This window comes from Saccharothrix longispora, from assembly GCF_030852425.1.
In the GTDB taxonomy this organism is placed as follows: Bacteria; Actinomycetota; Actinomycetes; order Mycobacteriales; family Pseudonocardiaceae; genus Actinosynnema; species Actinosynnema longispora.
In genome coordinates this window covers 500,961-525,828 of record NZ_NSDM01000003.1, presented here as the reverse complement: position 1 = coordinate 525,828, position 24,868 = coordinate 500,961, and the positions used below count along the sequence as shown (strand labels likewise).

The window sequence follows — 24,868 nt, the reverse complement described above, 5'->3', positions numbered from 1 at the left end:
AGGCAAGGGGGCAGATGGCCCGGAGCTGTGGCCTCCGTGGCACCGGAGGCGCTGAGAGAGCGCTCTCTCGGAGGGTAACGCCCGTGTTGCGAAGACGTCAACGACGTCTCAGGCGGAGCCCCGCACCACCAGCGACGGCTCGAAGATGACCGATTTCGGGCGCTGGTCCGGGTCGTCCACCTGGCCCAGCAGCATGCGGGCCATCTCGGCGGCCATGTCCTCCACCGGTTGGCGCACCGTCGTGAGCTGCGGTCGGCACGCGAGCGCCGGGCCGCTGTCGTCGAAACCGATGAGCGCCACGTCCTGCGGCACGCGTTTCCCGTGCTGCTGAAGGATGTTCAGCGCTCCCTGCGCCATCAGGTCGTTGGCCGCGAACACCCCGTCGACCCCCGGGTGCTCGGCGAGCAGCCGCTCCATCGCGACCTCGCCGCTCGCGGCCGTGAAACCGCCCTCGGCGATCGGGACGTACGGAAAACCGTGACGCGCCATCGCGTCCCGGAACCCGGTCAACCTGTTCTGCGATGCCGGGACGTCGAGCGGTCCCGTGACGGTGGCGACCTGCGCGCAGCCCAGTTCCACCAGCAGGTCGGCGGCGAGCTTCGCGCCCGCCTGGTGGTCGAGGTCGACGTAGCTGATCGGCACCGGGCGCGCGGGCCGCGCGAACAGCACGGCGGGGACCTTCGCCTCCGCCAGGCGCGCGGGCAGCGGGTCCTCGGCGTGCGTGGACACGAGCAGCGCGCCGTCGGCGCTGCCCTGCCGCAGGAACGCGAGCACGTCCTCGCGCGCGCGGTCGGTGTCGGCGACCATCAGCACGGGGTGCACGCCGCGCGTGCGCAGGAACCCGACCACGCCGCTGGCCACCCGGCCGAAGAAGGGATCGGCGAACACGCGTGAGGCGAACGCGTCCTCCTCGCCCTGTTCGCCCGCGCCGGACACGACGAGCGCGATCGTGCCGGTCCGCTTCGTCACGAGGGACCTGGCCGCGCGGTTGGGCGCGTACCCGGTCTGGTCGACGGCGGCGCGCACGACCTCCTGGATCTTGCGATCGACGTTGCGCGTGCCGTTGATGACGCGCGACACCGTCGCCCGGGACACGCCGGCGACCCGCGCCACGTCCTCCAACGTCGGCGGGGCCGTCCGCGGTCTGCTCATACCCCCATTCTGCCACGCTCGGAGAGCGCTCTCCCGCCGCCGCGCGAGTCGTACGCCCAGGCCCGGCGAGTCGAACCTTCAAGTCGCGCGAGTCGTGAGTTCAGGATTCGAGAGTTCTTTACTCCCGAGTAGAGGACCCGTGAGTCTCGAACGTTCGACTTACGCGACCTGAACGTACGACTCGCGGGTCCTGAACGTACGACTCGCGGGGCCTGGGGGTTGGACTCTCGCGGTTCGGAGGTGTCAGGCGATGTCGGCGGTTCGGGTGGCGGGTTTGCGGGGGTCGGCCGCGCCCTCCAGGAGGGCCGCCACGGGGAGGGTGGCGGCGCCCACGGCCACCGCGTCCGGCCCGAAGTGGCCCACGGTGAGGGTGGTCTGGTCGTACGGGTGGCGGAGGGCGTGGGCACGGGTCGCCGCCACGATCGCGTCCAGCTGGTGCGCGCCCAGGGCCAGGCCGGCCCACCCGCCGAGCACGATGCGCTCCGGGTTGAACAGGTTCACCAGGTTCGCGATCCCGGCCCCCAGGTAACCCGCCGTCTCCTCCAGCACGCGCGCCGCCGTCTTCGAGTGCGCCGCCGCCGCGACCAACGCCGCCACGGCCGCCTGCTCGTCGTCGCCGGTGAGGAGGTCGGGCGCGGAACGGCCGCGCGCCTTGCGGTACCGGTCGAGGATGCCCTCCGCGCCGACGTACGCCTCCAGGCACCCGAGGGCGCCGCACCGGCACGGCCGACCGCCGTACACGATCGTGGTGTGCCCCCACTCGCCCGCGGAACTGGTCGCACCCCGGTACACGTCGCCGTCCGCCACCACGGCCGCGCCGACGCCGGAACCGATGAGGGCTATCACGACGTGCCGGGCACCCCGTCCCGCGCCGAACCACATCTCGGCCTGGCCCTGCGTCTTGGCCCCGTTCTCCACGTACAGCGGCCAGGCGCCGCCGGCCGACCGGATCAGCTCCTCCAGTCGCACGGCGTCCCAGCCGATCGTCGGCGCGTGCACCACGGCGGTGGCGCCCTGCTCGACCGTCCCGGGAACGCCGATCCCCACGCCGAGCACGGTCGACGCGGGCACGCCGGCCGCCGCGACCACGTCCCGGACCGACGACGCGATGAGCGAGGCCACCGCGCCGGGGGAGCCCACCGACAGGGCGTGGTCGGCCGCGCCGAGCTGCCGCAGGCCCAGGTCGAACAGCTCGACCTTGATCCCGGTCTCCCCGACGTCGACGCCCACCACGTGCCCGAAAGCGGGGTTGACGCGCAGCAGCACGCGCGGCCGGCCGCCGTCGGAGTCGACCGATCCGGCCTCGACCACCAGCCCGTCCTCGACCAGTTCGGCGGTCACGTTGGACACCGTCGCGGCGGACAACCCGGACAGGCCGGACAGCTCGTACCTGCTCAAAGGCCCGTCGAAGAACAGCGTCGACAACAGCGTCGAACGGTTCTGCCGACGCAGGTCGCGGACGGTGGTGCGCTTCGGGGCCACTCGTCCGACCTTAGTTTGCGACTTAAAATTAGACTAAGTTTGTAACCTGTTCGTTATTGACGTGACTTGGCTCACCGGGGTTGAGTTCTCCAACGACACCGGGACGCACGCAGCGCCCCACACCGCGATGGCACCGCGGTCCGCACCAACCCGAGCGCTCGCCCTTCCCCGCCCCGACAAGGAGAACCCATGCGACTCAGGCGAACGTCCGCCCTCGCCGTCGCGGCAGCCCTGCTGTTCTCGGCCGCCTGTTCGGCCACGAACCCCGGCACGAACAGCAGCAACACCGAAGGCGTGCTGAACGTCGGCATGCCGAACGGCCCGCAGACCGAGAACAACAACCCGTTCCTCAACTCGTCGGCGGCCAGTTCGCTCGGCTACCGCAGGCTCCTGTTCGAGCCGCTGGCGATGGTCAACGAGGTGAACCCCACGGAGAAGCCCAAGCCGTGGCTGGCCACCGAGTGGACGTGGGCCGACAACTACACCAAGCTCAGCCTGACCATCCGCGACGGCGTGACCTGGTCCGACGGCAAGCCGCTGACCGCCGAGGACGTGGCGTTCACCTTCCAGCTGCTCAAGGCCAACCCCGGCCTGAACATCGACTCGGTGCCCTACGACCAGGTGTCGTCCTCCGGCACCAAGGTCGACGTGGTCTTCCCCCGGTCGCAGTTCGTGAACCAGAAGAAGATCCTCGAACAGCTGATCGTGCCCAAGCACATCTGGTCGGCGATCGCGAGCCCCACCACCGAGACGGTCAAGACCCCCGTCGGCAGCGGCCCGTACACGCTGAAGTCGTTCACGCCGCAGACCGTCACGCTGGCCGTGCGCGACTCGTACTGGCAGGAGCTGCCGAAGGTCAAGGAGGTCCGCTACACCTCCTACAGCGACAACAACGCGCAGACCACCGCCCTCGCGACCGGCGCGACCGAGTGGAGCTTCGTGTTCATCCCGAACTACGAGGCCGTCTACACCTCCAAGGACCCCGAGCACTACAAGCTCTGGTTCCCGCCGGTGCTGGGCATCCACGGCCTGTGGTTCAACACGAAGGTCACGCCGTGGGACAACCCGGCCCTGCGCCGCGCGGTCAACATGGTGATCAACCGCGACGACATCTTCACCCAGGGCGAGGCCGGGTACTTCTACCCGAAGGTCGACCACATCACGGGCATCCCGCTGCCCGCCGGCGCCTCGTACATCGCGCCCGAGTTCAAGGACAAGACCGTCAAGGTCGACGTCGAGGGCGCGAAGAAGGAGCTGACCGCCGCGGGCTTCACCTTCGACGGCGACAAGCTCAAGGACCTGTCGGGGCAGCCCGTCACGCTGAAGATGACCGTGCCCTCGGGTTGGTCGGACTACGTGACGAACCTGGAGATCATCAAGGACAACGTCTCGCAGATCGGCATCGAGGCGACCGTCGACCTGCCGAACGCGGACGCGTGGACCAAGGCGCTCGACACCGGTGACTTCCAGGCCGCGCTGCACTGGACCAACAACGGCCCGACGCCGTACGACATCTACGAGAACATCATGAACGGCGCGCTCTACAAGCCGATCGGCGAGGGCGGCATCAACGGCAACTACGGCCGTTACGAGAACCCCGAGGCCACCGCGGCGCTGAACGACTTCGCCAACGCCCCGGACGAGGCCACCCGCACCGCGGCGATGCACAAGCTCCAGCAGATCCACGTCCGCGACATGCCGGTCGCCATCACCTCCGCGGCCAACGCGGGCGGCCAGTACAGCACCAAGAACTGGATCGGCTGGCCGGACGAGGCCAACCCGTACGCGCCCGCCCAGCCCACGCTGGAGAACGCGCTCGACGTGGTCATGCACCTGAAGCCGGCCGCATGACGACGAGCACTTCCCCGTCGGCCTCCGGGACCACCGCAGAGGTGGTCCTGGAGGCCGACGGCCTGACCAAGCACTTCCCGGTCCGCAAGCGCGGGCGAGAGCTGCTGTCCAGGGCGGTGCGCTCCGTGCGCGCCGTCGAGGACGTGACGCTCAGGCTGCACCGCGGCCGGGTCACCGCGCTGGTCGGCGAGTCCGGTTCGGGCAAGTCGACGGTGGCCCGCCTGCTGGCGCAGCTCCACCCCCAGACCTCCGGCGCGATCCGGCTGCACGGCGAGCCGGTCGACACCAAGGGCGGCAGGCGCTTCCGGGCGTACAGCAGGCGCGTCCAGATGATCTTCCAGGACCCGTTCGCGTCGCTGAACCCCGTGCACACCGTGCGCTACCACCTCACCCGGGCGCTGAAGATCCACGGCAACGCGGGCACGAACGCGGCCGAGCAGGAACAGGCGCTGGTCGACCTGCTCACCCGGGTGCAGCTCACCCCGCCCGAGCGGTACATCGACAAGTTCCCGCACGAGCTGTCCGGCGGCCAGCGCCAGCGCGTCGCCATCGCGCGCGCCCTCGGCGCCGACCCCGAGGTTCTGCTGGCCGACGAGCCGGTGTCGATGCTGGACGTCTCCATCCGGCTCGGCGTGCTGAACCTGCTGCGCGACCTCAAGGAGCGCCTGCACCTCGCCATCCTCTACATCACCCACGACATCGCCTCGGCGCGCTACTTCGCCGACGAGACGTTCGTGATGTACGCGGGCGGCATCGTCGAGGGCGGCGACAGCGAGACCGTCACGCAGCGGCCCGCCCACCCGTACACGCAGCTGCTCATCGACTCCGCGCCCGACCCCGACCGCCCCGCCGCCGAGGTCAAGGACGGCGGCACGGGCGAGCCCCCGTCACTGATCAAGCCGCCGTCCGGCTGCCGGTTCCACCCGCGCTGCCCGCACGCCATGAAGGTGTGCCCGGAGAAGGTGCCGCCGCGGTTCGCCATCGGCGACGACGGCGCCGCGGCAGGTGCGGCCGGCGCGGTCGGCGACGGGGCGCACTTCGCCGCGTGCTGGCTCTACGGCGACCTGTCCGACGCCGACCGGGTCGAGCTGCGGCGGGAGGACGGGCGGTGAGCTACCTCCTCAAGCGGATCGCGTTCTACCTGTTCACCGCGTGGGCCGCGATCACCATCAACTTCTTCATCCCGCGCGTCATCCCCGGCGACCCGGTGCAGGCGCTGATCACCCGCTCGCGCGGCCAGATGACCAGCGAGGCCGTGCAGTCGCTCTACGTGCTCTTCGGGCTGGACAAGGACGAGAGCCTGCTGGAGCAGTACTTCACCTACCTCGGCCAACTGCTGTCCGGCGACCTGGGCCTGTCGTTCACCTACTTCCCGTCGCCGGTGTCGCAGGTCATCGGCGACGGCCTGCCGTGGACGCTCGGCCTGGTCGGCATCACCACCGTGCTCGGGTTCGTCATCGGCACGGCGCTGGGCACGGGCATCGGCTGGCGGCGAGGCTCGTGGGCCGACGCGCTGATCCCGATCACCACGTTCGTGTCGTCCATCCCGTACTTCTGGCTGGGCCTCATCGCGATCGCGCTGCTCACCGGGCCGGACAGCTTCTTCCCGGCCTCCGGCGCGTACGACAACGGCCTGGTGCCCAACCCGGACCCGGAGTTCATCGGCAGCGTCGTCCGGCACGGCATCCTGCCCGCGTTCACCATCCTGATCTCGTCGATGGCGGGCTGGGTCCTGAGCATGCGCAACATGATGGTCACGGTGGCCTCCGAGGACTACGTGACCGTCGCGCACGCCAAGGGCCTCACCGACCGCCGCGTGATGCTGTCCTACGCGGCCCGCAACGCGCTGCTGCCCAACGTCTCCGGGTTCGCGCTGTCGCTGGGCTTCATCGTCGGCGGCACGCTGCTGGTGGAGATCGTGTTCTCCTACCCGGGCCTCGGCCTCCAGCTGTTCCAGGCCGTCGGCGCCAAGGACTACCCGCTCATGCAGGGCATCTTCCTCGTCATCACGCTGTCCGTGCTGCTGGCGAACTTCCTCGCCGACGTGGCCTACCTCGCGCTCGACCCGCGCACCCGACGGGAGGGCTGAGCAGTGACCGTCGTCCCCTCCACCGCGGCGTCGACCCCGGCCGCGGCGCCGGTGAAGCGCCGCAGGCTGCGGTTCGTGGCCAACCCCAAGGCCACCGTCGGCCTGGTCCTGCTGGGCTTCTTCGCCCTGATCGCGCTGATCGGGCCGTGGATCGCCCCGTACGACCCGTCGGCGCGCAGCAGCGACCTGCTCCAGCCGCCGTCGGCGGCCCACTGGTTCGGCACCACCCACCTCGGCCAGGACATCTTCAGCCAGGTCGTCGTGGGCACCCAGAGCGTCATCGTCGTCGGCTTCGTGGCGGGCATCGTGGCCACCGTGCTGTCGGTGCTGGTCGGGGTCACCTCCGGCTACCTCGGCGGGGCGGGCAGCGAGGCGCTGTCCGCGCTGTCCAACGTGTTCCTGGTGCTCCCGGCGCTGCCGCTGATGATCATCATCACGTCCACGCTGCCGGAGACCGGCACGCTCACCATCGCGCTGCTCATCGGCTTCACGTCCTGGGCGTGGGGCGCGCGGGTGCTGCGGGCCCAGACGCTGTCGCTGCGCGGCCGCGACTACGTGGAGGCCGCGCGCGCCACCGGCGAGAAGACGTGGCGGATCATCCTGTTCGAGATCCTGCCCAACCTCACCGCGGTCATCGCCTCCGGCTTCGTCGGCACGGTCATCTTCGCCGTGACGCTGGAGATCACGCTGGCGTTCATCGGCGTCGGCGCGGGCAGCGGCTGGAACTGGGGCACCGTCCTGTACTGGGCGCAGAGCCAGCAGGCGCTCGGCCAGGGCGCGTGGTGGTGGTTCGTCCCCGCGGGCCTCGCCATCGCGCTGCTGGGCACCGCGCTGTCGCTGGTCAACTTCGGCATCGACGAGTTCGTCAGCCCGCGCCTGCGCGGCGGCGGCAAGACCAGCGTCAAGACCGCGGACGGCCACACCGTGCGGATGCGCGTCGGCTTCACGCCGGTGCTGGCGTCCACGCCGGTCGGGAAGACCCCGCCGAAGGTCGGGGCCGGGGCCAACGGGAAGGCGGAGTCGTGAGCGACGCAGTGCTGGAGGTCCGCGGCCTCAACGTGGACTACGGCCTGGGGGACGAGGCCGTGCACGCCGTCCGGGACGTCGACCTCACCCTGCACCGGGGCGAGGTGCTCGGCCTGGCGGGGGAGAGCGGCAGCGGCAAGTCCACCCTGGCCTACGGCCTGACCAGGCTCCTGCCGCCGCCCGGCGTCATCTCCGGCGGCGAGGTGCTGTACCACCGCGACGGCGGCGAGCCCGTGGACGTGCTGCGCATGTCGCACGCCGAGCTGCGCGCGTTCCGCTGGGCGGAGACCGCGATCGTGTTCCAGGGCGCGATGAACTCGCTCAACCCGGTGCACCGCGTCTCCACCCAGCTCACCGACGTGATCAGGGCGCACGACCCGCGCAGCACCCCCGCGGCCCGCCTGGCCCGCGCGCGCGAGCTGCTCGGCCTCGTCGGCATCGCCGGCGACCGGCTCGACAGCTACCCGCACCAGCTCTCCGGCGGCATGCGCCAGCGCGTCATGATCGGCATGGCGCTCGCGCTGGAGCCGAAGGTCGTCATCATGGACGAGCCGACCACCGCGCTGGACGTGGTGGTGCAGCGGCAGATCCTGCGCCAGCTCGTCGAGCTGCGCGAGCGGCTGGGCTTCTCGGTCGTCTTCATCACGCACGACCTGTCGCTGCTGGTCGAGTTCTCCGACCGGATCGCGATCATGTACGGGGGGCGGATCGTCGAGGAGGCGACCTCCGGCGAGCTGTACCGCAACCCGAAGCACCCGTACAGCCACGGGCTGCTGAACTCGTTCCCGGCCCTGCGCGGGCCGAAGCGGGAGCTGTCCGGGATTCCCGGTTCGCCGCCGGACCTGCGCGGCATGCCCCCGGGCTGCTCGTTCCACCCCCGCTGCCCGCACGCGACGGAGCGCTGCGGCGTGGAGGTGCCGGTGCTCGGCGTGCCCCACGACCACGTGGGACCCGACCGCACCGTGGCCTGCTGGCTGCACCCCGTTCACGACAACGGGTTCTGAACCAGGTCCACGACACCTGGTTCCGACCTCCTGAGGAGATCCATGGACACCACGGCGCCGACCGTCGGGCTCGACCCCGCGATCGACACCCTGCCCGCCTCGTTCCGCTGGGGCGTGGCGACTTCCGCCTACCAGATCGAGGGCGCCCACGACGAGGACGGCCGCACGCCGTCCATCTGGGACACCTACTGCGCAGTCCCCGGCATGGTGCCGAACTTCGAGAACGGCGACGTCGCCTGCGACCACTACCACCGGATGCCGGAGGACGTGGAGCTGATCCGCTCCCTCGGCGTGGACACCTACCGGTTCTCGGTGGCGTGGCCGCGCGTGCAGCCGGGCGGCACGGGCCCGGTCAACGCCAAGGGGCTCGCGTTCTACGACCGGCTCGTGGACGAGCTGCTCGGCAAGGGCGTCGACCCGTGGGTGACGCTCTACCACTGGGACCTGCCGCAGGAGCTGGAGGACGCGGGCGGCTGGCCGCACCGCGACACCGCCTACCGGTTCGCCGACTACTCGATGCTGGTGTTCGACGCGCTCCAGGACCGCGTCCGCACCTGGACCACGCTCAACGAGCCGTGGTGCACGGCCATGCTCGGCTACTACGAGGGCCGCCAGGCGCCCGGCAGGCAGGACTTCGGCGCGGCCATCCACGCCGTGCACCACCTGCTGCTCGGCCACGGCCTGGCCACCCGGCGGATGCGCGAGGCGGCGACGCGGCCGACCGAGTTCGGCATCACGCTGAACATGAGCCACGCCTCCCCGGAGACCGACAGCGAGCCGGACCGCGCCGCGGCCCGCCGCGCCGACGGCCTGTCCCGCCGCATCTACCTCGACCCGCTGGTCAAGGGGCACTACCCGGCGGACGTGGTGGAGGACCTGGCGGCGCGCGGCGTCACCCTCCCCGTGCGGGACGGCGACCTCGACGTCATCCGGCAGCCGATCGACGTGCTGGGCGTGAACTACTACTCCAGCGCGAAGCACTCCGGCACCGACGAGAACGGGAACACCGCGGACGCGGACGGCCTGCCGATCGGCCGCGAGGTCCGGTTCGGCGCGCCGGTGACCGCCATGGACTGGGAGATCGTCCCGGAGGGCTTCACGAACCTCCTGGTGCAGATCGCCGAGGACTACCCGGGCGTGCCGATGGTCATCACGGAGAACGGCGCGGCGTTCGACGACGCGCCCGACGAGTCCGGGTTCGTGCGGGACGACGACCGCACGGCCTACCTGGACTCGCACATCGCGGCCGTGGCCAAGGCCCGCGAGTTGGGCGCCGACGTCCGCGGCTACTTCGCGTGGTCGCTGATGGACAACTTCGAGTGGTCCTACGGCTACGAGAAGCGCTTCGGCCTGGTGCACGTGGACTACGACACCCAGGTCCGCACGCCCAAGAGCAGCGCCCTCTGGTACCGGGACACCATCCGCCGGGTCAAGGGCGGCTGACCGGGACCACTCCGGACGCGCACGCGGCCGGTGGCCGGGAACCCGTCCCCGGCCACCGGCCGTCCCCGCCGCGGGCGCGGCGGGGACGGTGCCGGGACGAGGGCGGGTCCCAGGAGCGGCGCCGCCGCCGTGCCGGCCGATCGGAGGCGGTGCAGGGCGTCTCCCGCCGGTGTGCCAAGGGGTCGACGAGCGGGAGAACGCTCTCCCGACCGTGTGCCCACGTCGGCGGGAGGACACGGGTGTCCCGGGAACCGTCGTGCCGGCTGTCGTGGCGGGCCTGTCCGGCGGCTGGTCGGGGTCGGCGCGTTCCCGCTGCCGCGCGTTGGTCACGTCGGACCTGCCGGGCACGGGGGCGTGACCCGTTGAGCCGTTCGGACCCCGGCGACGGGCCGGTGCGGCGGAGCGCTACGGCCTGACCACGCACGACGCCCGGACGGCGGATGGCCTCCACCCGACCGTGCCGGAACGCTTGTCGACCATGGACGTCTTCCCCTCCGCTCCGCGGGCGCACCGCAACCCGGTGCTCGTCGCGCGCAAGATGGCCCTGGTCAAGGCGCCCCACATGGCGAAGCTCACGGAGTTCGCCCAGCGCATCGCCACCGAGCGCAAGGTCGACGTCCCGCTGTTCGACCCCGCCAGCGGCGGGACCGGGTCGAAGGTGCTGCTGCTCCTGGAGTCACCCGACCCGGGGGCGGTCCGGTCGGGCATCAACTCGCTGGACAACGACGACCCGACCGCTGCCAACGGCTTCACCGCGGTGGCCGAGTCCGGTCTTTCCCGCAAGGTCTGCCTCGCCTGGAACGTGGTGCCCTGGCACCTCGACGGCCGCTCGCCCACCCCCGCCGAGCTGCGCGGCGCCGTGCCGTACCTGGTGGACCTGCTGCGGCTGCTGCCGGACCTCAAGGCGGTCGTCGTGCTGGGCCGCCCGGCGGGCACCGGGTGGACGCTGTCCGGTCGCGGCCACAAGCTGAAGGTGTTCAACGCGCCCCACCCGTCACCGCTGACCATCAACCGCGACCGCGCGGGCAAGTGGCCCCAACTGGTGGACGCCTTCCGGCAGGCGGCGGCGGCGAGCGGCTGAGCCACCCCGCCGGGTCGCCCGACCGGGTCACCGGACGGCGGAGGACCCGTCGGGCCCACCTCCACCCCCCACCACCGGACCGGGCGTGCCGCGCGACGTCCTGTCGTGCGGGACCCGACGCACCTTCCTAGCCTGGACCCATGACGACGCAGCCCGCGGTCCGCCACCCGCTCGCCGGCCTGGCCGTGTTCGCCGCCGCGGTCGCGGCGGCGGCCGTGGTCGGCTCACTCGCCGCGACGTCGTCCGCGGAGCGCTACCAGCAGCTGGACACCCCGTCCTGGGCGCCGCCACCCTGGCTCTTCGGTCCCGTGTGGACGGTGTTGTACATCATGATCGCAGTGTCCGGCTGGCTGTTCTGGAAACGGCACGGCGTGCGCTGGGAACTGGGCCTGTTCGCCGCCCAGCTCGTGCTCAACGCCGCGTGGACGCCCCTGTTCTTCGCCGCCCAGCGGTACGCCCTGGCGCTCGTCGACATCATCGCCCTGCTGTTCGTGGTCGTCGCCCTGGTCGTCGCGTTCGGACGCCGCCACCGCCCCGCCGCGCTGCTGCTCGTGCCCTACCTGGCGTGGGTCGGCTTCGCGACCGCCCTGAACGCGGCCATCGTGAGCCTCAACTGACCCCGCCGGAGATCGCCGCCGGCTCGGTGGGCGGCACCTCCTCCAACTGGGCGTAGGTGCACGACGCCTGGTCGCGGTCCGGTCGGAACCGGACCAGCCGGCCCGTGTGCCGGAACCGACCCGCCCGGAGGTGGTCGTGGCGCACCTCGGCGACCAGGTCCGGCCGCACCGGCTCCCAGGACAGCGTCTTGGCCGGGTTCCAGCGGCTCTGCGCGTCGGGCGCGCCCCCCTCGACACCCGCCCACTCCACCCACGGGTGCCCGTCGAGCGCGTCCACCCGGTACGGCGCCGGCTCGTCCAGCAGCTCGCGGCGACCACGCAGTCCGCCGTCCGCTCGTGCTTGACCTTCCAGCAGCCGTCGGCGTTCGCCGAACGGCACCCCGGTCAGGTCGCGGTCGCCCAGCGCCGGCAGGTCGGACCGCGGGGGGCGTCTCGGCGCCCGGCTTGCGCACCCGCGACGCGGCGGGGTGCAGGCGGAGCTGGAGCAGGTCGAAGCTCAGCCCGTCCGGCGTGTGACCACGACGACCTCGCCGTCCACCACGCACCGGGGTGGCAGGCCCGCCGCCGGCAGCTCGACCACCTCGGGGAAGTACCTGGTCAGCGGCCGGTCGTTGCGCGAGCCCAGCTCCAGCTCGGCCCCGTCCCGGAACACGACGCACCGGAACCCGTCCCACTTCGGCTCGTACACGAACCCCGGCCCGCGCGGCACGTCGTGCACGGCCTTGGCGAGCATCGGCCGCACGGGCGGCATCACCGGGAGGTCCAGGCCGCCGAGCGCAGGACTTCGCCCCGAATCCCACCCGTCGCCGATCAAGGACCGAAGTTGTCCGCATTGCTCTCTAACGTCGACCTCGACACCGAACCGGAAGGCGGACCACCATGAGCACCACCGCGATCGCGTCGAGCGAGCTGACCGACCTGCTGGCGGTCCTGGCCAGGGCCCGGGGCTTCCTCCGTCACACCGTCCGGGGCCTGACCGACGAGCAGGCGCGCCTCACGCCCACCGCCAGTCAGCTGTCCCTGGGAGGGCTGGTCAAGCACGTCCGCACCGTCGAGGAGGGCTGGCTGCGGTTCGCCGTGGGCGGAGCCGAGCTGATGGAGAGCGTCGAGGCCGACTGGGAGAACGGCTTCCGCATGCTGCCGCACGAGACCCTGGACGGCCTGCTGGCGGACTACGCGGAGACCGCGGCCGCGACGGAGCGCACCCTGGCCGGGCTGGACCTGGACACCGCCCACCCGCTGCCCGTGGCCCCGTGGTTCGAGGCCGGCGCGTCGTGGTCGGTCCGCACCGTCGTGCTGCACGTGATCGCCGAGACCTCCCAGCACTCGGGTCACGCCGACATCATCCGAGAGACCATCGACGGCCAGAAGACGATGGGCTGACCCCGCGAGTCGTGCGTTCAACCCGGGCGAGTCGTACGTTCAGGACCCGCGAGTCGTAGGTTCAGGGCCCGTGTGTTCTTCACTCGCGGGTAAAGAACACGGAGTGCTCGAACGTACGACTCGCCCGGCTCGAACGCACGACTCGCGGGTCAGAGGCGGCAGAGGCGGCGGATCGCGTCGGCGTGCGAGGGGTACGCCGGGGCGAGGACGTCGGCCGCGCCGAACGTGACGACGTCGTCGGTGTAGGGCGGCACCACCACCGTGCCCACCAGGGACCAGGGGCCGGCCGGTTCGGACGCCTGCCACACGCCCGCGGGCACCACGACCTGCGGGCGTTCACCGGCGGCCAGGTCCGACCCCAGCACGGGCGTGGTCACCTCGCCGTCCGGGTGCAGCAGGAGCATGCGCAGTGCCGAACCGGCGTGGTGGGCGTAGACCTCCAGGCGGTCCAGCCGGTGCACGCCGGAGAACTCGCCCTCCCGCAGCAGGTAGTGGATCGCCGACGCCTCCACCGAGCGCCACGACTGGCCGAACCAGCCGCCCTCCACCGGCAGCTCGGCCAGGCCCAGCAGCTCGATCACCTCGTCAGCGGTCACCGGCGCGCTCCGCCCCCAGATCGGTCTCCAGGTCGGCCTCGACGGACCCGTGCACCACGACCACTCCCTTGCCCAGCCGCTTCGCCGTGTACATCGCCGCGTCCGCGCTGCCCAGCAGGTCGTCGGCGGTCAACGACGGGTCGAACGCCTCGCGGTGCGACACCCCCACCGACGCGCGCACCACGTGCGTGCCGGACGCCGTGGCGTGCGGCGCCCCCAGCGCGTCCAGCACCCGCTGCCCGATCTCCTCCGGCGCCTGCGGGTAGCCGTCGACCAGCACGCCGAACTCGTCGCCGCCCAACCGCGCCACCACGTCCTGCGACCGCACGCACGCCTGCAACCGCGCCGCCACGACCCGCAGCACGGCGTCGCCCTCGGCGTGCCCGAAGTTGTCGTTGACGTCCTTGAAGCCGTCCACATCGATGAACAGCACCACCACCGGCGACGTCCCGGCCAGCGCCGCGTCCAGCCGCTCCCGGAACAGCGCCCGGTTCGCCACCCCGGTCAACGGGTCGTGGTACGCCTGGTGCCGCAGCCGCTCCCGGCTCTCCCGCAGCTGGTCGAGCAGCTTCACGTTGTCGATCAGGGTCAGCAGCTGCCGGGCGATCACCAGCAGCACCACGCCCAGGCCCACGTAGATCTCGAACGGGTTCAGCCGCACGCCCGTCGCCGTGCCGACCACGATGAACAGGCCGGTGACGAGCATCGGCAGGTACGGCACGAGCAGGTGCAGCAGCTCGCCCGCCCGCAGCCGCGTCGCGCCGGTCCGCTCCCGGGCCGTCCCGCCGGGCGCGATCGAGCTGAGGAAGAACAGCGCCGGGCACACCATGAACCCCATGTCCGCGGCCGTGGGGATGGCCGTGGCGCCCTTGCTGACCAGGTAGGCGAACACCCACCCGGACCCCGACTGCGCCAGGCCCGCCAGCGCGATGAACAGCACCGGCAGTTGCCGCACCGACCGGTGCGTCCACGACGACACCAGCAGCACCACCAGCATCACCAGGTACAGCGCCGGGTGCGCCACCACGGTCGCGAAGCCGGGACCGGACGTGGCCCACGCGCGGACCATCGACTCCAGCAGCGACACCCACGTGAGCACGAACAGCGAGCCGACCACGATCAGCCCGTCCAGCACGACCACGAACCGGCTGCGGTGGCCGGGCAGCGTGCCGGAACCGCCGTGCGCCAGCACCAGGACCGCGCACAGCCCCAGCACGGGCACCAGCACGAACCCGATCGGCGCCAGCGTCGTCGAGGGCAGCGCCACGCCGAGCACCACCTGGCCCCAGATCCACACGCACAGGCCGACCGCCAGGCTCGCCATCGAGGCGGCCATCCACAGCCGCCAGCGCCGCGCCACCCCGCGCCGCCGCCGCGCCGCGCGCCAGTACGACACCATCGCGGCGACCGAGAAGACGAGCTGGGTGAACTTGTCGATGGCGACGGAGGCGGGCCGGTCCAGCGCGCCCGAGACGACCAGGCAGACGATCGCGAACACCAGGGCGCACACGGCCGTCGCGACGACGCCGAACCGCCTCAGGGTCATGGACCTCGCCTCGATGCCGGGACCGGACTCGACCTGGTGGACCGAGCCACTCTAGTAAGGGTGGTGACGCTGTGTCGATCTGGGGTGGCGTTTCGTCACGCTGCGCGTGTCCCGCCGCGTCCCCGCACCCGACCCTCTAAGGTTCGAACTGGTGTTCGTCGTTCGAGGGGACCAGCGGTGCGCGTGTTCGGAGTCGACCCGGGCCTGACCCGGTGCGGGTTCGGGGTGGTCGACGGCGGCCCCGGCCGCACGGTGCGCCCGGTGGCCGTGGACGTCGTGCGCACGCCCGCGGACGCCGACCTCGCCGTGCGCCTGCTCCAGCTCTCCGACGCCGTCGAGCAGTGGCTCGACACCTACCGGCCGCAGGTGGTGGCCGTCGAGCGGGTGTTCAGCCAGCACAACGTGCGCACCGCGATGGGCACCGCCCAGGCGGGCGGGGTGGTGGCGCTGTCGGCCGCGCGCCGGGGCCTGCCCGTGGTGTTCCACACGCCCAGCGAGGTGAAGGCCGCCGTCACCGGCTCGGGCCGCGCCGACAAGGCGCAGGTGACCGCGATGGTGACGAAGCTGCTCGGCCTCAAGGTCGCGCCCAAGCCCGCGGACGCCGCCGACGCGCTGGCGCTGGCCATCTGCCACCTGTGGCGCGCGCCCATGCGGTCGCGGCTGGAGGAGGCTCAGGCGAGGGCGGCGGAACTCGCCCGGACCCACCGCGCGAAACTGGCCCAGGCAGTCGCCAAGACCGGAGGTAAGACCGAGTGATCTCGTCGCTGCGCGGCCAGGTGCAGTCCATCGGGCTCGACCACGTGGTCGTCGAGGTCGGGGGGGTCGGCTTCGCCGTGCAGGCCACACCCGCCACGCTCGCGACCCTGCGGCGCGGCGAGGAGGCCTCGCTGGCCACCTCGCTCGTGGTGCGCGAGGACTCGTTGACCCTGTTCGGGTTCGCCGACGCCGAGGCGCGCGAGCTGTTCGGCCTGCTCCAGACGGTGTCCGGGATCGGGCCCCGGCTCGCCCTGGCGACGCTGGCCGTGCTGGAGCCGGACAAGCTGCGCGCCGCGCTGGCCGAGGGCAATATCACCGTGCTCACGCAGGTCCCCGGCATCGGCCGCAAGGGCGCCGAGCGGCTGATCATCGAACTGCGCGACAAGGTCGGCCAACTGGCGACGACGCCCACCGCGGCGAGCGACGCGGGCGTGGTCCGCACCCAGGTCACCGAGGCCCTGCTGGGCCTCGGCTTCCCCGCCAAGCAGGCGGAGGCCGCGGTGGACGCCGTGCTGGCCGCCGACGGCGCGCTGGGCACCTCCGACGTGCTCCGCCGCGCCCTGACCGCGCTGGGCCGCAAGCGATGACGACCTTCGGACCGGACGACTTCGCGGACCCCGCCGACTTCACCGGGTCGGACGACCTCGCCGACCCCGGCGAGCGCGACACCCTCGACCCGCTGCCCGACCCGACCGAGCGGGACGTCGAGTCGACGCTGCGCCCCAGGGACCTGCACGAGTTCGTCGGCCAGCCGAAGGTCCGCGAACAGCTCGAACTCGTCCTGCACGGCGCGATGCGGCGCGGCGCGCCCCCCGACCACGTCCTGCTGTCCGGCCCGCCCGGCCTGGGCAAGACCAGCCTCGCCATGATCATCGCGGCCGAGCTGGGCGCGTCCCTGCGCATCACCTCCGGCCCCGCCCTGGAGCGCGCGGGCGACCTCGCGGCGATGCTGTCGAACCTGGTCGAGGGCGACGTGCTGTTCATCGACGAGATCCACCGGATGGCCCGCCCCGCCGAGGAGATGCTCTACCTCGCCATGGAGGACTTCCGGGTGGACGTCGTCGTCGGCAAGGGGCCGGGCGCGACCAGCATCCCGCTCGACATCGCCCCGTTCACCCTGGTCGGGGCCACCACCCGGTCCGGCGCCCTCACCGGGCCGCTGCGCGACCGGTTCGGCTTCACCGGGCACATGGAGTTCTACACGCCCGACGAGCTGGAGCTGATCGTCCGCCGCTCGGCCGGCATCCTCGGCGTCGACCTGCGCGAGGACGGCGGCCGGGAGATCGCCGGGCGCTCCCGCGGCACGCCCCGCATCGCCAACCGCCTGCTCCGGCGGGTCCGGGACTACGCGGAGGTGCGCGCGGACGGCGCCGTCACCCGCGAGGTCGCCCGGGACGCGCTGGCCGTGTACGACGTGGACGAGCTGGGGCTGGACCGGCTGGACCGGGCGGTGCTCGGCGCGCTGGTCCGGTCGTTCGGCGGCGGCCCGGTCGGCGTCTCCACGCTGGCCGTCGCGGTGGGGGAGGAGCCGACCACCGTCGAGGAGGTCTGCGAGCCGTACCTGGTGCGCGCCGGGATGCTCGCGCGCACCCCGCGCGGCCGGGTCGCGACCGCCACGGCGTGGCTGCACCTGGGCCTCACGCCGCCGCCCCAGGCGCCGGGTGAGGCCACCCGATCGCTGTTCGACGACGCCTCCGGGTGATCAGGATTACTGACCTGGCACAATCGGGAACGGCACCCCAGAAATCCGGACGTTCCGGGCGCTGACTCGCGCCCGGAGCAGTCCGGTCGATCGGAGAATGATGGACCTGTCCTCCTTGATGTTCCCGCTGCTGCTCGTGCTGCTCGCGGTGCCGCTGTTCCTCAGCGCCCGCAAGCAGAAGAGGGCGGTCGCGGAACAGCAGGCGCTGCTGACCTCCCTGGAGCCGGGCGACCGGGTCATGACCACCTCCGGGCTGTTCGCGACCGTCGCCGACGCCAGTGACGACTCCACCATCGACCTGGAGATCGCCGACGGCGTGGTCACGACCTGGCTGCGCCAGGCCATCCGCGAGAAGGTCGTCGCGGACACCGAGAGCGACGCCGTCGTGGACGACGTGACCGACGTGGACGCCACCGCCGACGAGCCCGCAGCGGACCGCGTCACGGTCGCCGAGCCGGTGGAGCACAACACCAAGAAGTAGGCGGCACCCCGCAAGCCCCTTCGCGCCTGGAGCCGGCAACTGTGAACGTGCCGACTCCAGGCAGTGACGCGCAGCTCACACAATCAGGGGTACGCTGCGCCATCGCTGACCTTGTCAACTATCAGGAGACGGACGGACCGTGGCACCTCCGGCCGGGCAAATCCGCCCCGCGAAGTACCTGGGCGCATTTGTCCTCATCGTGGTCGCGCTGTACTCCCTGGTGTTCTTCACCGGGAACGGCAAGGCGACCCCCAAGCTCGGCATCGACCTGCAGGGTGGCACCCGTGTCACGCTGACCGCCCGGGCTCCTGATGGCCAAACGCCGACCGACGAGGCGCTCAACCAGGCGCGCACGCTCATCGAGACGCGCGTCAACGGCCTCGGTGTCTCCGGCGCCGAGGTCGTCCGCGACGGAACCAACCTGGTGATCACGGTCCCCGGGTCGGACAGCGAGGGCGCCAAGCGCCTCGGCCAGACGGCGAAGCTGAACTTCCGCAAGGTGATCGGCTCGCCGCTGCCCAACGCGCCGGCCCCGGAGCCGTCCACCACCGGCAGCGCGCCGCCCAGCACCTCCGGGTCGGCCGCGCCGTCCACGACGGGCAGCGCCCCGGCGTCGGAGACCGCGGGTTCCGCGCCGGCGACGACCACCGCCCAGGGCCGCCCGGCCCCGATGGTGGAGGGCCAGCCGGCGGACCCCAACGCGCAGCCGGCGGACCCCAGCGCGCAGCCGACCGATCCCAACGCGCAGCCGACGGACCCCAACGCCCAGCCCACGGACCCCAACGCGCCCACCGAGCCGCAGGTCGACTGCCGCGCGGTGTTCGCGGGCCAGTACTCCGAGGACCCGACCAAGGCCATCGAGGAGTCCCGGACCTGCCGGCAGGACCCGCAGCTGACCACGCTGGACGCGCAGACCGTCCAGCAGGCGCTCACCGCGTTCACCTGCCCCACGATCGACCCGCTGATCGGCAACGACGACCCGTCGCTGCCGCTGCTGACCTGCGACCAGGACCGCACCGAGAAGTACGTGCTGGCCCCGGTGAACCCGCCGAACGACGGCAGCGTCAAGGACGACGACTACAGCCTCTACTCGCGGCTGACCGGTGAGGACGTCTCCAACGCCGTCTCCGGCGTCAACCCGCAGGGCGCGGGCTTCGTCGTCGACCTGACGTTCAAGTCCTCCGGCGGCGAGAAGTGGGGCAAGTTCACCTCGGCGAACGTCTCGCAGCAGGTCGCGGTCGTCCTGGACAGCCAGGTCGTGTCCGCGCCGAACATCAACGAGCCGATCCTGGGCGGCAACACCCAGATCAGCGGCCAGTTCAACCAGGCGGAGGCGAACAGCCTCGCCAACGTGCTGAAGTACGGCTCGCTGCCGCTGTCGTTCGAGCCCTCCGAGGCCGAGACGGTGTCCGCGACGCTGGGCCTGGCCTCGCTGAAGGCCGGTCTGATCGCGGGCGGCATCGGCCTCGCGCTGGTGTTCGTGTACTGCCTGATCTACTACCGCCTGCTGGGCGTGCTGACGATCCTGTCGCTGATCCTGTCGGCCGTGGTCATCTACGCGGTGCTGGTCCTCCTCGGCCGCTGGATCGGGTTCACCCTCGACCTCGCCGGCATCGCCGGGTTCATCGTCGCCATCGGTATCACCGCGGACTCGTTCGTGGTGTTCTTCGAACGGCTCAAGGACGAGGTGCGGGAGGGGCGGACGTTCCGGTCCGGCGTGCCCCGCGCGTGGGTCCGCTCCCGCCGCACGATCCTCTCGGCGGACGCGGTGAGCTTCCTCGCCTCGGCGATCCTCTACGTGATCGCCGTCGGCCAGGTGAAGGGCTTCGCGTTCACGCTGGGCATGTCGACCGTCCTCGACCTGATCGTGGTCTTCCTGGTCACGCACCCGCTCGTGACGATCGTCTCCAAGTCGAAGAAGCTGTCCAACCCGAAGCTGTCCGGTCTGGGCGAGGCCGTCCAGGCGGCCGTCGCGGACCGCGCGGCCAAGGGCACTGCCGTGAAGGGGGCCTGACGTGGCCGAGGGCAAGAAGCTCGGGATCTTCAAGCGGCTCTACGTCGGCAACGGCGCCTTCGACATCGTCGGCAAGCGCAAGCGCTGGTACGCGATCTTCGGCGCGGTCCTGCTGGCCTGCATCCTGCTGATCGTGCTCAAGGGCTTCAACCTGGGCATCGACTTCACCGGTGGCACGCGCATCCAGATGCCCGCGCAGAGCGCGTCCGGCACCATCACGACGGAGGCCGTCAAGGAGAGCTTCCAGCGGGCGATCGACAAGGAGGCGACCTCCGCCCAGACGGTCGGCACCGGCGACTCGGCGACCGTCCAGGTCCGCTCCGAGACGCTGAGCGCCGACGAGATTGCCACCGTCAAGGAGGCGCTGAACAACGACCTCAAGCCCGAGGGCGGGATCGGCACGATCAGCGACAGCGCCGTCTCCGCGTCCTGGGGCGGTGAGATCACCACCCAGGCGCTGATCGCGCTGGGCGTGTTCTTCCTGGCCGTGGCGATCTTCCTGGCGCTGTACTTCGAGCTGGCCATGGCGGTCGCCGCCCTGGTCGCGGTGGCGCACGACGTGGTGATCACGGCGGGCATCTACTCGCTGGTCGGCTTCGAGGTCTCGCCCGCCACGGTGGTCGGCCTGCTCACCATCCTCGGCTTCTCGCTGTACGACACGGTGGTGGTGTTCGACAAGGTCAAGGAGAACACCCGGGGCATCCTGGGCCTGACCCGCCGCACCTACGGCGAGGCGGCCAACCTGGCCGTCAACCAGACCTTGATGCGGTCGATCAACACCTCGCTGATCGCGCTGCTGCCGGTGCTCGGCCTGCTCGCCATCGGCGTCGGCCTGCTCGGCGTCGGCACGCTGAAGGACCTGGCGCTGGTGCAGCTCGTCGGCATCGCGATCGGCGCGCTGTCGTCCATCTACATCGCCACGCCGATCGCGGTGGACATCAAGATGCGCGACCCGAAGTACAAGGCGCAGGCCGCCCGGGTGAAGGCCCGTCGCGACAACCTCGCCCGCAAGGCGAGCGGCGAGGCCGTCACCGGCGGCAGCGTGGCCGACACCGGCGTCGTGGAGTCCACGGACGACGAGTCGCTGGCCGCCGAGCTGCGCAAGGAGAAGGCGATGGCCGCCGCGGCGGGCGCGCCGTCCCGCACGGCCAAGTCCTCCGACGCCCGTCGCCGCCCGACCGGCAAGAAGCACCGTTGAGGCTCGACCGAGCCCTGGGGCTCCTGCGTGAGGTCCCGGACTTCCCCCTGCCGGGGGTCGTCTTCCGGGACCTCACGCCGGTCCTCGCGGACCCGGACGCCCTGCGCGCCGTGGTCGACGCCCTCCAGGACCGGATCCACCCGGACACCCAGCTGGTGGCCGCCGTCGAGTCGCGCGGCTTCCTGCTGGGCGCCGCCCTCGGCTACGGCTGGCGCTACGGCGTCGTGCCGCTGCGCAAGCCGGGCAAGCTGCCCGCCGTCACCCACCGCGTGTCGTACGCGCTGGAGTACGGCGAGGCGACCCTCGAACTGCCCGCCGGGTCCATCACGCCGGGTCAGCACGTCGTGGTGGTCGACGACGTGCTGGCGACCGGCGGCACGGCCGTGGCGGCGTGCGAGCTGGTCGAGAAGGCCGGCGGGGTGGTGACGGGGGTGTCCGTGGTGCTGGAGATCCCCGGGCTGGGCGGCCGGGAACGGCTCGCCGGGCACCGGGTCGAGGCCCTGCTCACCGTCTAGCTCCTCCACGACGGTCCCGGCCAGGCCCCGGGTGACGGTCGACCGTCACCCGGGGCCTGGCTGTTCGCCGTCCGGGACCGGGAACCGCTCGCCGTGCGCGGCCGGTTCGACGTGGTGACGGCCGGTGACCGCGTTCCTGCCGGTCCCCGCCGGCAAGACGACAACAGGGGACCCCTGGCGGGGGACGGTTGCGCAAGCTTGCCCGGATCGTGACTGGGAGCGTGTCCACGCAGGTGGGCGGGGTGCGCCTCCGACCTGTCGGGCCGAATCACAGCTGCTGCTCACCGTGTGAACCGCGCCGCTCGTCGGTTCGTCACGCGGCCGATTCGCCATGCGGAGTTATCCTCGGTTCCTAGACCCGAGGAGCGTGGTTGAGCCAGGACACCGAACCCGCGCAGTCGGCGGAGCCCGTGCCCGCGGCGGCACGGCCGCCGTCGGCCACCAGGCGCGTGCGAGCCCGACTGGCACGGCGCATCACCGCCCAGCGCGCCGCGCCGGTCAAGCAGGTGCTCGAACCGCTGGCGGCCGTGCACCGCGACCTGCACCCGAAGGCCGACCTGGCGCTGCTCCAGCACGCCTACGACGTCGCCGAGGAGAAGCACCGGCCGCAGCGGCGGAAGTCCGGCGACCCCTACATCACCCACCCGCTGGCGGTGGCGACGATCCTCGCCGAGCTGGGCATGGACACGACCACGCTGGTCGCCGCCCTGCTGCACGACACGGTCGAGGACACCGACTACTCGCTGGACCAGCTGCGCGTCGACTTCGGCAACGAGGTCGCGCTGCTCGTGGACGGCGTGACCAAGCTCGACAAGGTCAAGCTGGGCGCGGCGGCCGAGGCGGAGACCATCCGCAAGATGGTCATCGCCATGGCCAAGGACCCGCGCGTCCTGGTCATCAAGCTCGCCGACCGGCTGCACAACATGCGCACCATGCGCTTCCTGCCGCCGGAGAAGCAGGCCCGCAAGGCCCGCGAGACCCTGGAGGTGCTGGCCCCGCTGGCCCACCGGCTGGGCATGGCGACGGTGAAGTGGGAGCTGGAGGACCTGGCGTTCGCCATCCTCCAGCCGAAGAAGTACGACGAGATCGTGCGCCTGGTCGCCAACCGCGCGCCGTCCCGCGACACCTACCTCAGCGGCGTGATCAACGAGCTGTCGTCGCAGCTGGAGGGCGCCCGCATCACGGCCAAGGTCGAGGGCAGGCCGAAGCACTACTACTCGATCAACCAGAAGATGATCGTCCGGGGCCGCGACTTCGACGACATCCACGACCTGGTGGGCGTGCGCATCCAGGTCGACGAGGTCCGCGACTGCTACGCCGCGATGGGCGTGGTGCACGCGCTGTGGCAGCCGATGCCCGGCCGGTTCAAGGACTACATCGCCCAGCCGCGGTTCGGCGTCTACCAGTCGCTGCACACGACCGTGATCGGCCCGGACGGCAAGCCGCTGGAGGTGCAGATCCGCACCTACGACATGCACCGCACCGCCGAGTACGGCATCGCGGCGCACTGGCGGTACAAGGAGACGCGCGGCACGCACAGCGGCAAGGGCGTCGAGGTCGACGAGATGGCCTGGATGCGCCAGCTGCTCGACTGGCAGCGCGAGGCCGCCGACCCCGGCGAGTTCCTGGAGTCGCTGCGCTTCGACCTCGCCGCGCGCGAGATCTTCGTGTTCACCCCCAAGGGTGACGTCGTCACACTGCCGACCGGTTCCACCCCGGTCGACTTCGCGTACGCCGTGCACACCGAGGTCGGTCACCGCTGCATCGGCGCCCGCGTCAACGGCCGCCTCGTCGCCCTCGAGCGCAAGCTGGAGAACGGCGAGGTCATCGAGATCTTCACCTCGAAGGCCGAGGGAGCGGGTCCGTCCCGCGACTGGCTGTCGTTCGCCGCCTCCCCGCGCGCCAAGGCCAAGATCAAGCAGTGGTTCGCGAAGGAGCGCAAGGAAGAGGCCATCGAGGTCGGCAAGGACGCCATCGCCAAGGAGGTCCGCCGCGTCGGGCTGCCGCTCCAGCGACTCGTCTCGGCCGACTCCATGGGCGCCCTGTCGAAGGAGCTGCACTACCCGGACGTGTCCGCGCTGTACGCGGCGGTCGGCGAGGGCCACACCTCCGCCCGGCACGTCGTGCAGCGGCTCGTGGCCCAGTTGGGCGGCGTCGACCACGCCGAGGAGGAGCTGGCCGACCGCTCCACCCCGTCCACGGTCGCCCGCCGCAGGGTCACCGGCGACGCGGGCGTCATCGTCAAGGACGCGTCCGACGTGTGGGTCAAGCTGGCCCGCTGCTGCACGCCCGTGCCCGGTGACGACATCCTCGGCTTCGTCACCCGCGGTGGTGGCGTGTCGGTGCACCGCACGGACTGCACGAACGCCGACGAGCTGCTCCAGACCCCGGAGCGGCTGCTGGACGTCGAGTGGGCGCCGTCGTCCTCCTCGGTGTTCCTGGTCGCCATCCAGGTGGAGGCCCTCGACCGGCACCGCCTGCTGTCGGACGTGACGAAGGTGCTGGCCGACGAGAAGGTCAACATCCTGTCGGCGTCCGTGACGACGTCGCGCGACCGGGTCGCGGTGTCGCGGTTCTCGTTCGAGATGGGCGACCCGAAGCACCTGGGCCACGTGCTCAAGGCGGTCCGCTCGGTGGAGGGCGTCTACGACGTCTACCGCGTGACGTCCGCTTCCTGAGCCCCCGGCACCCGGTCCGGCGCGCACGACGCGCCGGACCGGCTTCGGGAAGCCGTCCCACCCCGTCACCCCGGGCCGCCGGTCGGCCGCCCCGGAGCATCCGTTCGGCCTCCACGCCCCGCCGGCCCGCGCGGACGCACGCGCGCCCGCCCGGCGCGTCAGCGGAACGTCATCGGCCGGTGGGACCATCCGCCCTGTCGGCCCCCACAGCCGACGGGGAAGACGCAGGGGCCCCGCACCCCTCTCCCGGGTGC

General features: G+C 71.8%; 21 protein-coding genes and 1 pseudogene. 17 read left to right on the top strand and 5 right to left on the bottom strand.

What is annotated here, in order from left to right:
• Window positions 1-108: 108 nt before the first annotated feature.
• Both CKY47_RS10285 and CKY47_RS10280 read right to left on the bottom strand, forming a co-directional pair.
• The gene (locus CKY47_RS10285) at window positions 109-1,152 is read right to left on the bottom strand and encodes a LacI family DNA-binding transcriptional regulator (protein WP_306745458.1); all 1,044 of its coding nucleotides are present in this window, start codon (window positions 1,150-1,152) and stop codon (window positions 109-111) included.
• Window positions 1,153-1,395: 243 nt separating this feature from the next.
• Window positions 1,396-2,634 (bottom strand): ROK family protein, encoded by a 1,239-nt coding sequence (locus CKY47_RS10280; protein WP_306745457.1) that lies wholly within the window; start codon window positions 2,632-2,634, stop codon window positions 1,396-1,398.
• A 189-nt stretch (window positions 2,635-2,823) separates the two neighbouring features.
• On the opposite strand from CKY47_RS10280, the gene CKY47_RS10275 reads away from it, so the two are divergent.
• From CKY47_RS10275 to CKY47_RS10235, 8 genes are all read left to right on the top strand, one after another.
• Window positions 2,824-4,485, top strand: coding sequence for an ABC transporter substrate-binding protein (locus tag CKY47_RS10275; RefSeq protein WP_306745456.1), 1,662 nt, complete (start codon window positions 2,824-2,826; stop codon window positions 4,483-4,485).
• Entirely contained in the window at window positions 4,482-5,597 is a 1,116-nt protein-coding gene (locus CKY47_RS36875; protein ID WP_371320646.1) for an ABC transporter ATP-binding protein, read from the top strand. Before CKY47_RS10275 ends, CKY47_RS36875 begins: the two co-directional genes overlap by 4 nt.
• Window positions 5,594-6,574, top strand: a complete 981-nt coding sequence (locus CKY47_RS10260; protein WP_306745455.1) for an ABC transporter permease — start codon at window positions 5,594-5,596, stop codon at window positions 6,572-6,574. The genes CKY47_RS36875 and CKY47_RS10260 overlap by 4 nt, the downstream gene beginning before the upstream one ends.
• A gap of 3 nt (window positions 6,575-6,577) precedes the next feature.
• A complete protein-coding gene (locus CKY47_RS10255) occupies window positions 6,578-7,600 on the top strand; it encodes an ABC transporter permease (RefSeq protein WP_306745454.1) in 1,023 nt (340 codons plus the stop codon).
• The gene (locus CKY47_RS10250; RefSeq protein WP_306745453.1) at window positions 7,597-8,604 is read left to right on the top strand and encodes an ABC transporter ATP-binding protein; all 1,008 of its coding nucleotides are present in this window, start codon (window positions 7,597-7,599) and stop codon (window positions 8,602-8,604) included. The genes CKY47_RS10255 and CKY47_RS10250 overlap by 4 nt, the downstream gene beginning before the upstream one ends.
• A 42-nt stretch (window positions 8,605-8,646) precedes the next feature.
• A complete protein-coding gene (locus CKY47_RS10245) occupies window positions 8,647-10,047 on the top strand; it encodes a GH1 family beta-glucosidase (protein ID WP_306745452.1) in 1,401 nt (466 codons plus the stop codon).
• Window positions 10,048-10,525: 478 nt separating this feature from the next.
• Window positions 10,526-11,128, top strand: a complete 603-nt coding sequence (locus CKY47_RS10240) for a uracil-DNA glycosylase (protein WP_306745451.1) — start codon at window positions 10,526-10,528, stop codon at window positions 11,126-11,128.
• Window positions 11,129-11,268: 140 nt separating this feature from the next.
• Window positions 11,269-11,745 carry a TspO/MBR family protein gene (locus CKY47_RS10235; RefSeq protein ID WP_306745450.1) on the top strand — a complete coding sequence of 159 codons (477 nt, stop codon included), beginning with the start codon at window positions 11,269-11,271 and terminating at the stop codon, window positions 11,743-11,745.
• Here the strand turns inward: CKY47_RS10235 and CKY47_RS10230 are convergent.
• Window positions 11,738-12,511, bottom strand: a pseudogene (locus CKY47_RS10230) (ATP-dependent DNA ligase). The gene CKY47_RS10235 and the pseudogene CKY47_RS10230 overlap by 8 nt on opposite strands.
• 113 nt (window positions 12,512-12,624) lie before the next feature.
• On the opposite strand from CKY47_RS10230, the gene CKY47_RS10225 reads away from it, so the two are divergent.
• Window positions 12,625-13,128 (top strand): DinB family protein, encoded by a 504-nt coding sequence (locus tag CKY47_RS10225; protein ID WP_306745449.1) that lies wholly within the window; start codon window positions 12,625-12,627, stop codon window positions 13,126-13,128.
• A gap of 149 nt (window positions 13,129-13,277) precedes the next feature.
• On the opposite strand, the gene CKY47_RS10220 is transcribed toward CKY47_RS10225, so the two are convergent.
• Entirely contained in the window at window positions 13,278-13,724 is a 447-nt protein-coding gene (locus CKY47_RS10220) for a cupin domain-containing protein (protein ID WP_306745448.1), read from the bottom strand.
• Complete coding sequence (locus CKY47_RS10215) at window positions 13,714-15,270, bottom strand: GGDEF domain-containing protein (protein ID WP_306745447.1); 1,557 nt, start codon at window positions 15,268-15,270, stop codon at window positions 13,714-13,716. The genes CKY47_RS10220 and CKY47_RS10215 overlap by 11 nt, the downstream gene beginning before the upstream one ends.
• Before the next feature lie 177 nt (window positions 15,271-15,447).
• On the opposite strand from CKY47_RS10215, the gene ruvC reads away from it, so the two are divergent.
• The 8 genes from ruvC to CKY47_RS10175 all read left to right on the top strand — a co-directional run bounded on the left by ruvC (window position 15,448) and on the right by CKY47_RS10175 (window position 24,614).
• Window positions 15,448-16,026, top strand: coding sequence for a crossover junction endodeoxyribonuclease RuvC (gene ruvC / locus CKY47_RS10210; protein ID WP_306745446.1), 579 nt, complete (start codon window positions 15,448-15,450; stop codon window positions 16,024-16,026).
• Window positions 16,023-16,613 carry a Holliday junction branch migration protein RuvA gene (gene ruvA / locus CKY47_RS10205; protein WP_306745445.1) on the top strand — a complete coding sequence of 197 codons (591 nt, stop codon included), beginning with the start codon at window positions 16,023-16,025 and terminating at the stop codon, window positions 16,611-16,613. Before ruvC ends, ruvA begins: the two co-directional genes overlap by 4 nt.
• Complete coding sequence (gene ruvB, locus CKY47_RS10200) at window positions 16,610-17,728, top strand: Holliday junction branch migration DNA helicase RuvB (protein ID WP_306745444.1); 1,119 nt, start codon at window positions 16,610-16,612, stop codon at window positions 17,726-17,728. Before ruvA ends, ruvB begins: the two co-directional genes overlap by 4 nt.
• Window positions 17,729-17,828: 100 nt before the next feature.
• Entirely contained in the window at window positions 17,829-18,209 is a 381-nt protein-coding gene (gene yajC / locus CKY47_RS10195) for a preprotein translocase subunit YajC (RefSeq protein ID WP_306745443.1), read from the top strand.
• A 139-nt stretch (window positions 18,210-18,348) separates the two neighbouring features.
• Complete coding sequence (gene secD / locus CKY47_RS10190; protein WP_306745442.1) at window positions 18,349-20,223, top strand: protein translocase subunit SecD; 1,875 nt, start codon at window positions 18,349-18,351, stop codon at window positions 20,221-20,223.
• A gap of 1 nt (window position 20,224) precedes the next feature.
• Window positions 20,225-21,421: a protein translocase subunit SecF gene (gene secF / locus CKY47_RS10185; RefSeq protein WP_306745441.1), complete on the top strand. Its 1,197-nt coding sequence runs from the start codon at window positions 20,225-20,227 to the stop codon at window positions 21,419-21,421.
• Window positions 21,418-21,936, top strand: a complete 519-nt coding sequence (locus tag CKY47_RS10180) for an adenine phosphoribosyltransferase (protein ID WP_306745440.1) — start codon at window positions 21,418-21,420, stop codon at window positions 21,934-21,936. Before secF ends, CKY47_RS10180 begins: the two co-directional genes overlap by 4 nt.
• Before the next feature lie 371 nt (window positions 21,937-22,307).
• Window positions 22,308-24,614, top strand: a complete 2,307-nt coding sequence (locus CKY47_RS10175) for a RelA/SpoT family protein (protein ID WP_306745439.1) — start codon at window positions 22,308-22,310, stop codon at window positions 24,612-24,614.
• Window positions 24,615-24,868 lie beyond the last annotated feature (254 nt).

Bases quoted from the DNA above. Each gene is read 5' to 3' on its own strand.
- CKY47_RS10285 (WP_306745458.1), bottom strand. From the start codon at position 1,152: ATGAGCAGACCGCGGACGGCCCCGCCGACGTTGGAGGACGTGGCGCGG.
- CKY47_RS10275 (WP_306745456.1), top strand. From the start codon at position 2,824: ATGCGACTCAGGCGAACGTCCGCCCTCGCCGTCGCGGCAGCCCTGCTG.
- CKY47_RS36875 (WP_371320646.1), top strand. From the start codon at position 4,482: ATGACGACGAGCACTTCCCCGTCGGCCTCCGGGACCACCGCAGAGGTG.
- CKY47_RS10245 (WP_306745452.1), top strand. From the start codon at position 8,647: ATGGACACCACGGCGCCGACCGTCGGGCTCGACCCCGCGATCGACACC.
- CKY47_RS10240 (WP_306745451.1), top strand. From the start codon at position 10,526: ATGGACGTCTTCCCCTCCGCTCCGCGGGCGCACCGCAACCCGGTGCTC.
- CKY47_RS10235 (WP_306745450.1), top strand. From the start codon at position 11,269: ATGACGACGCAGCCCGCGGTCCGCCACCCGCTCGCCGGCCTGGCCGTG.
- CKY47_RS10225 (WP_306745449.1), top strand. From the start codon at position 12,625: ATGAGCACCACCGCGATCGCGTCGAGCGAGCTGACCGACCTGCTGGCG.
- CKY47_RS10215 (WP_306745447.1), bottom strand. From the start codon at position 15,270: ATGACCCTGAGGCGGTTCGGCGTCGTCGCGACGGCCGTGTGCGCCCTG.
- ruvB (WP_306745444.1), top strand. From the start codon at position 16,610: ATGACGACCTTCGGACCGGACGACTTCGCGGACCCCGCCGACTTCACC.
- yajC (WP_306745443.1), top strand. From the start codon at position 17,829: ATGGACCTGTCCTCCTTGATGTTCCCGCTGCTGCTCGTGCTGCTCGCG.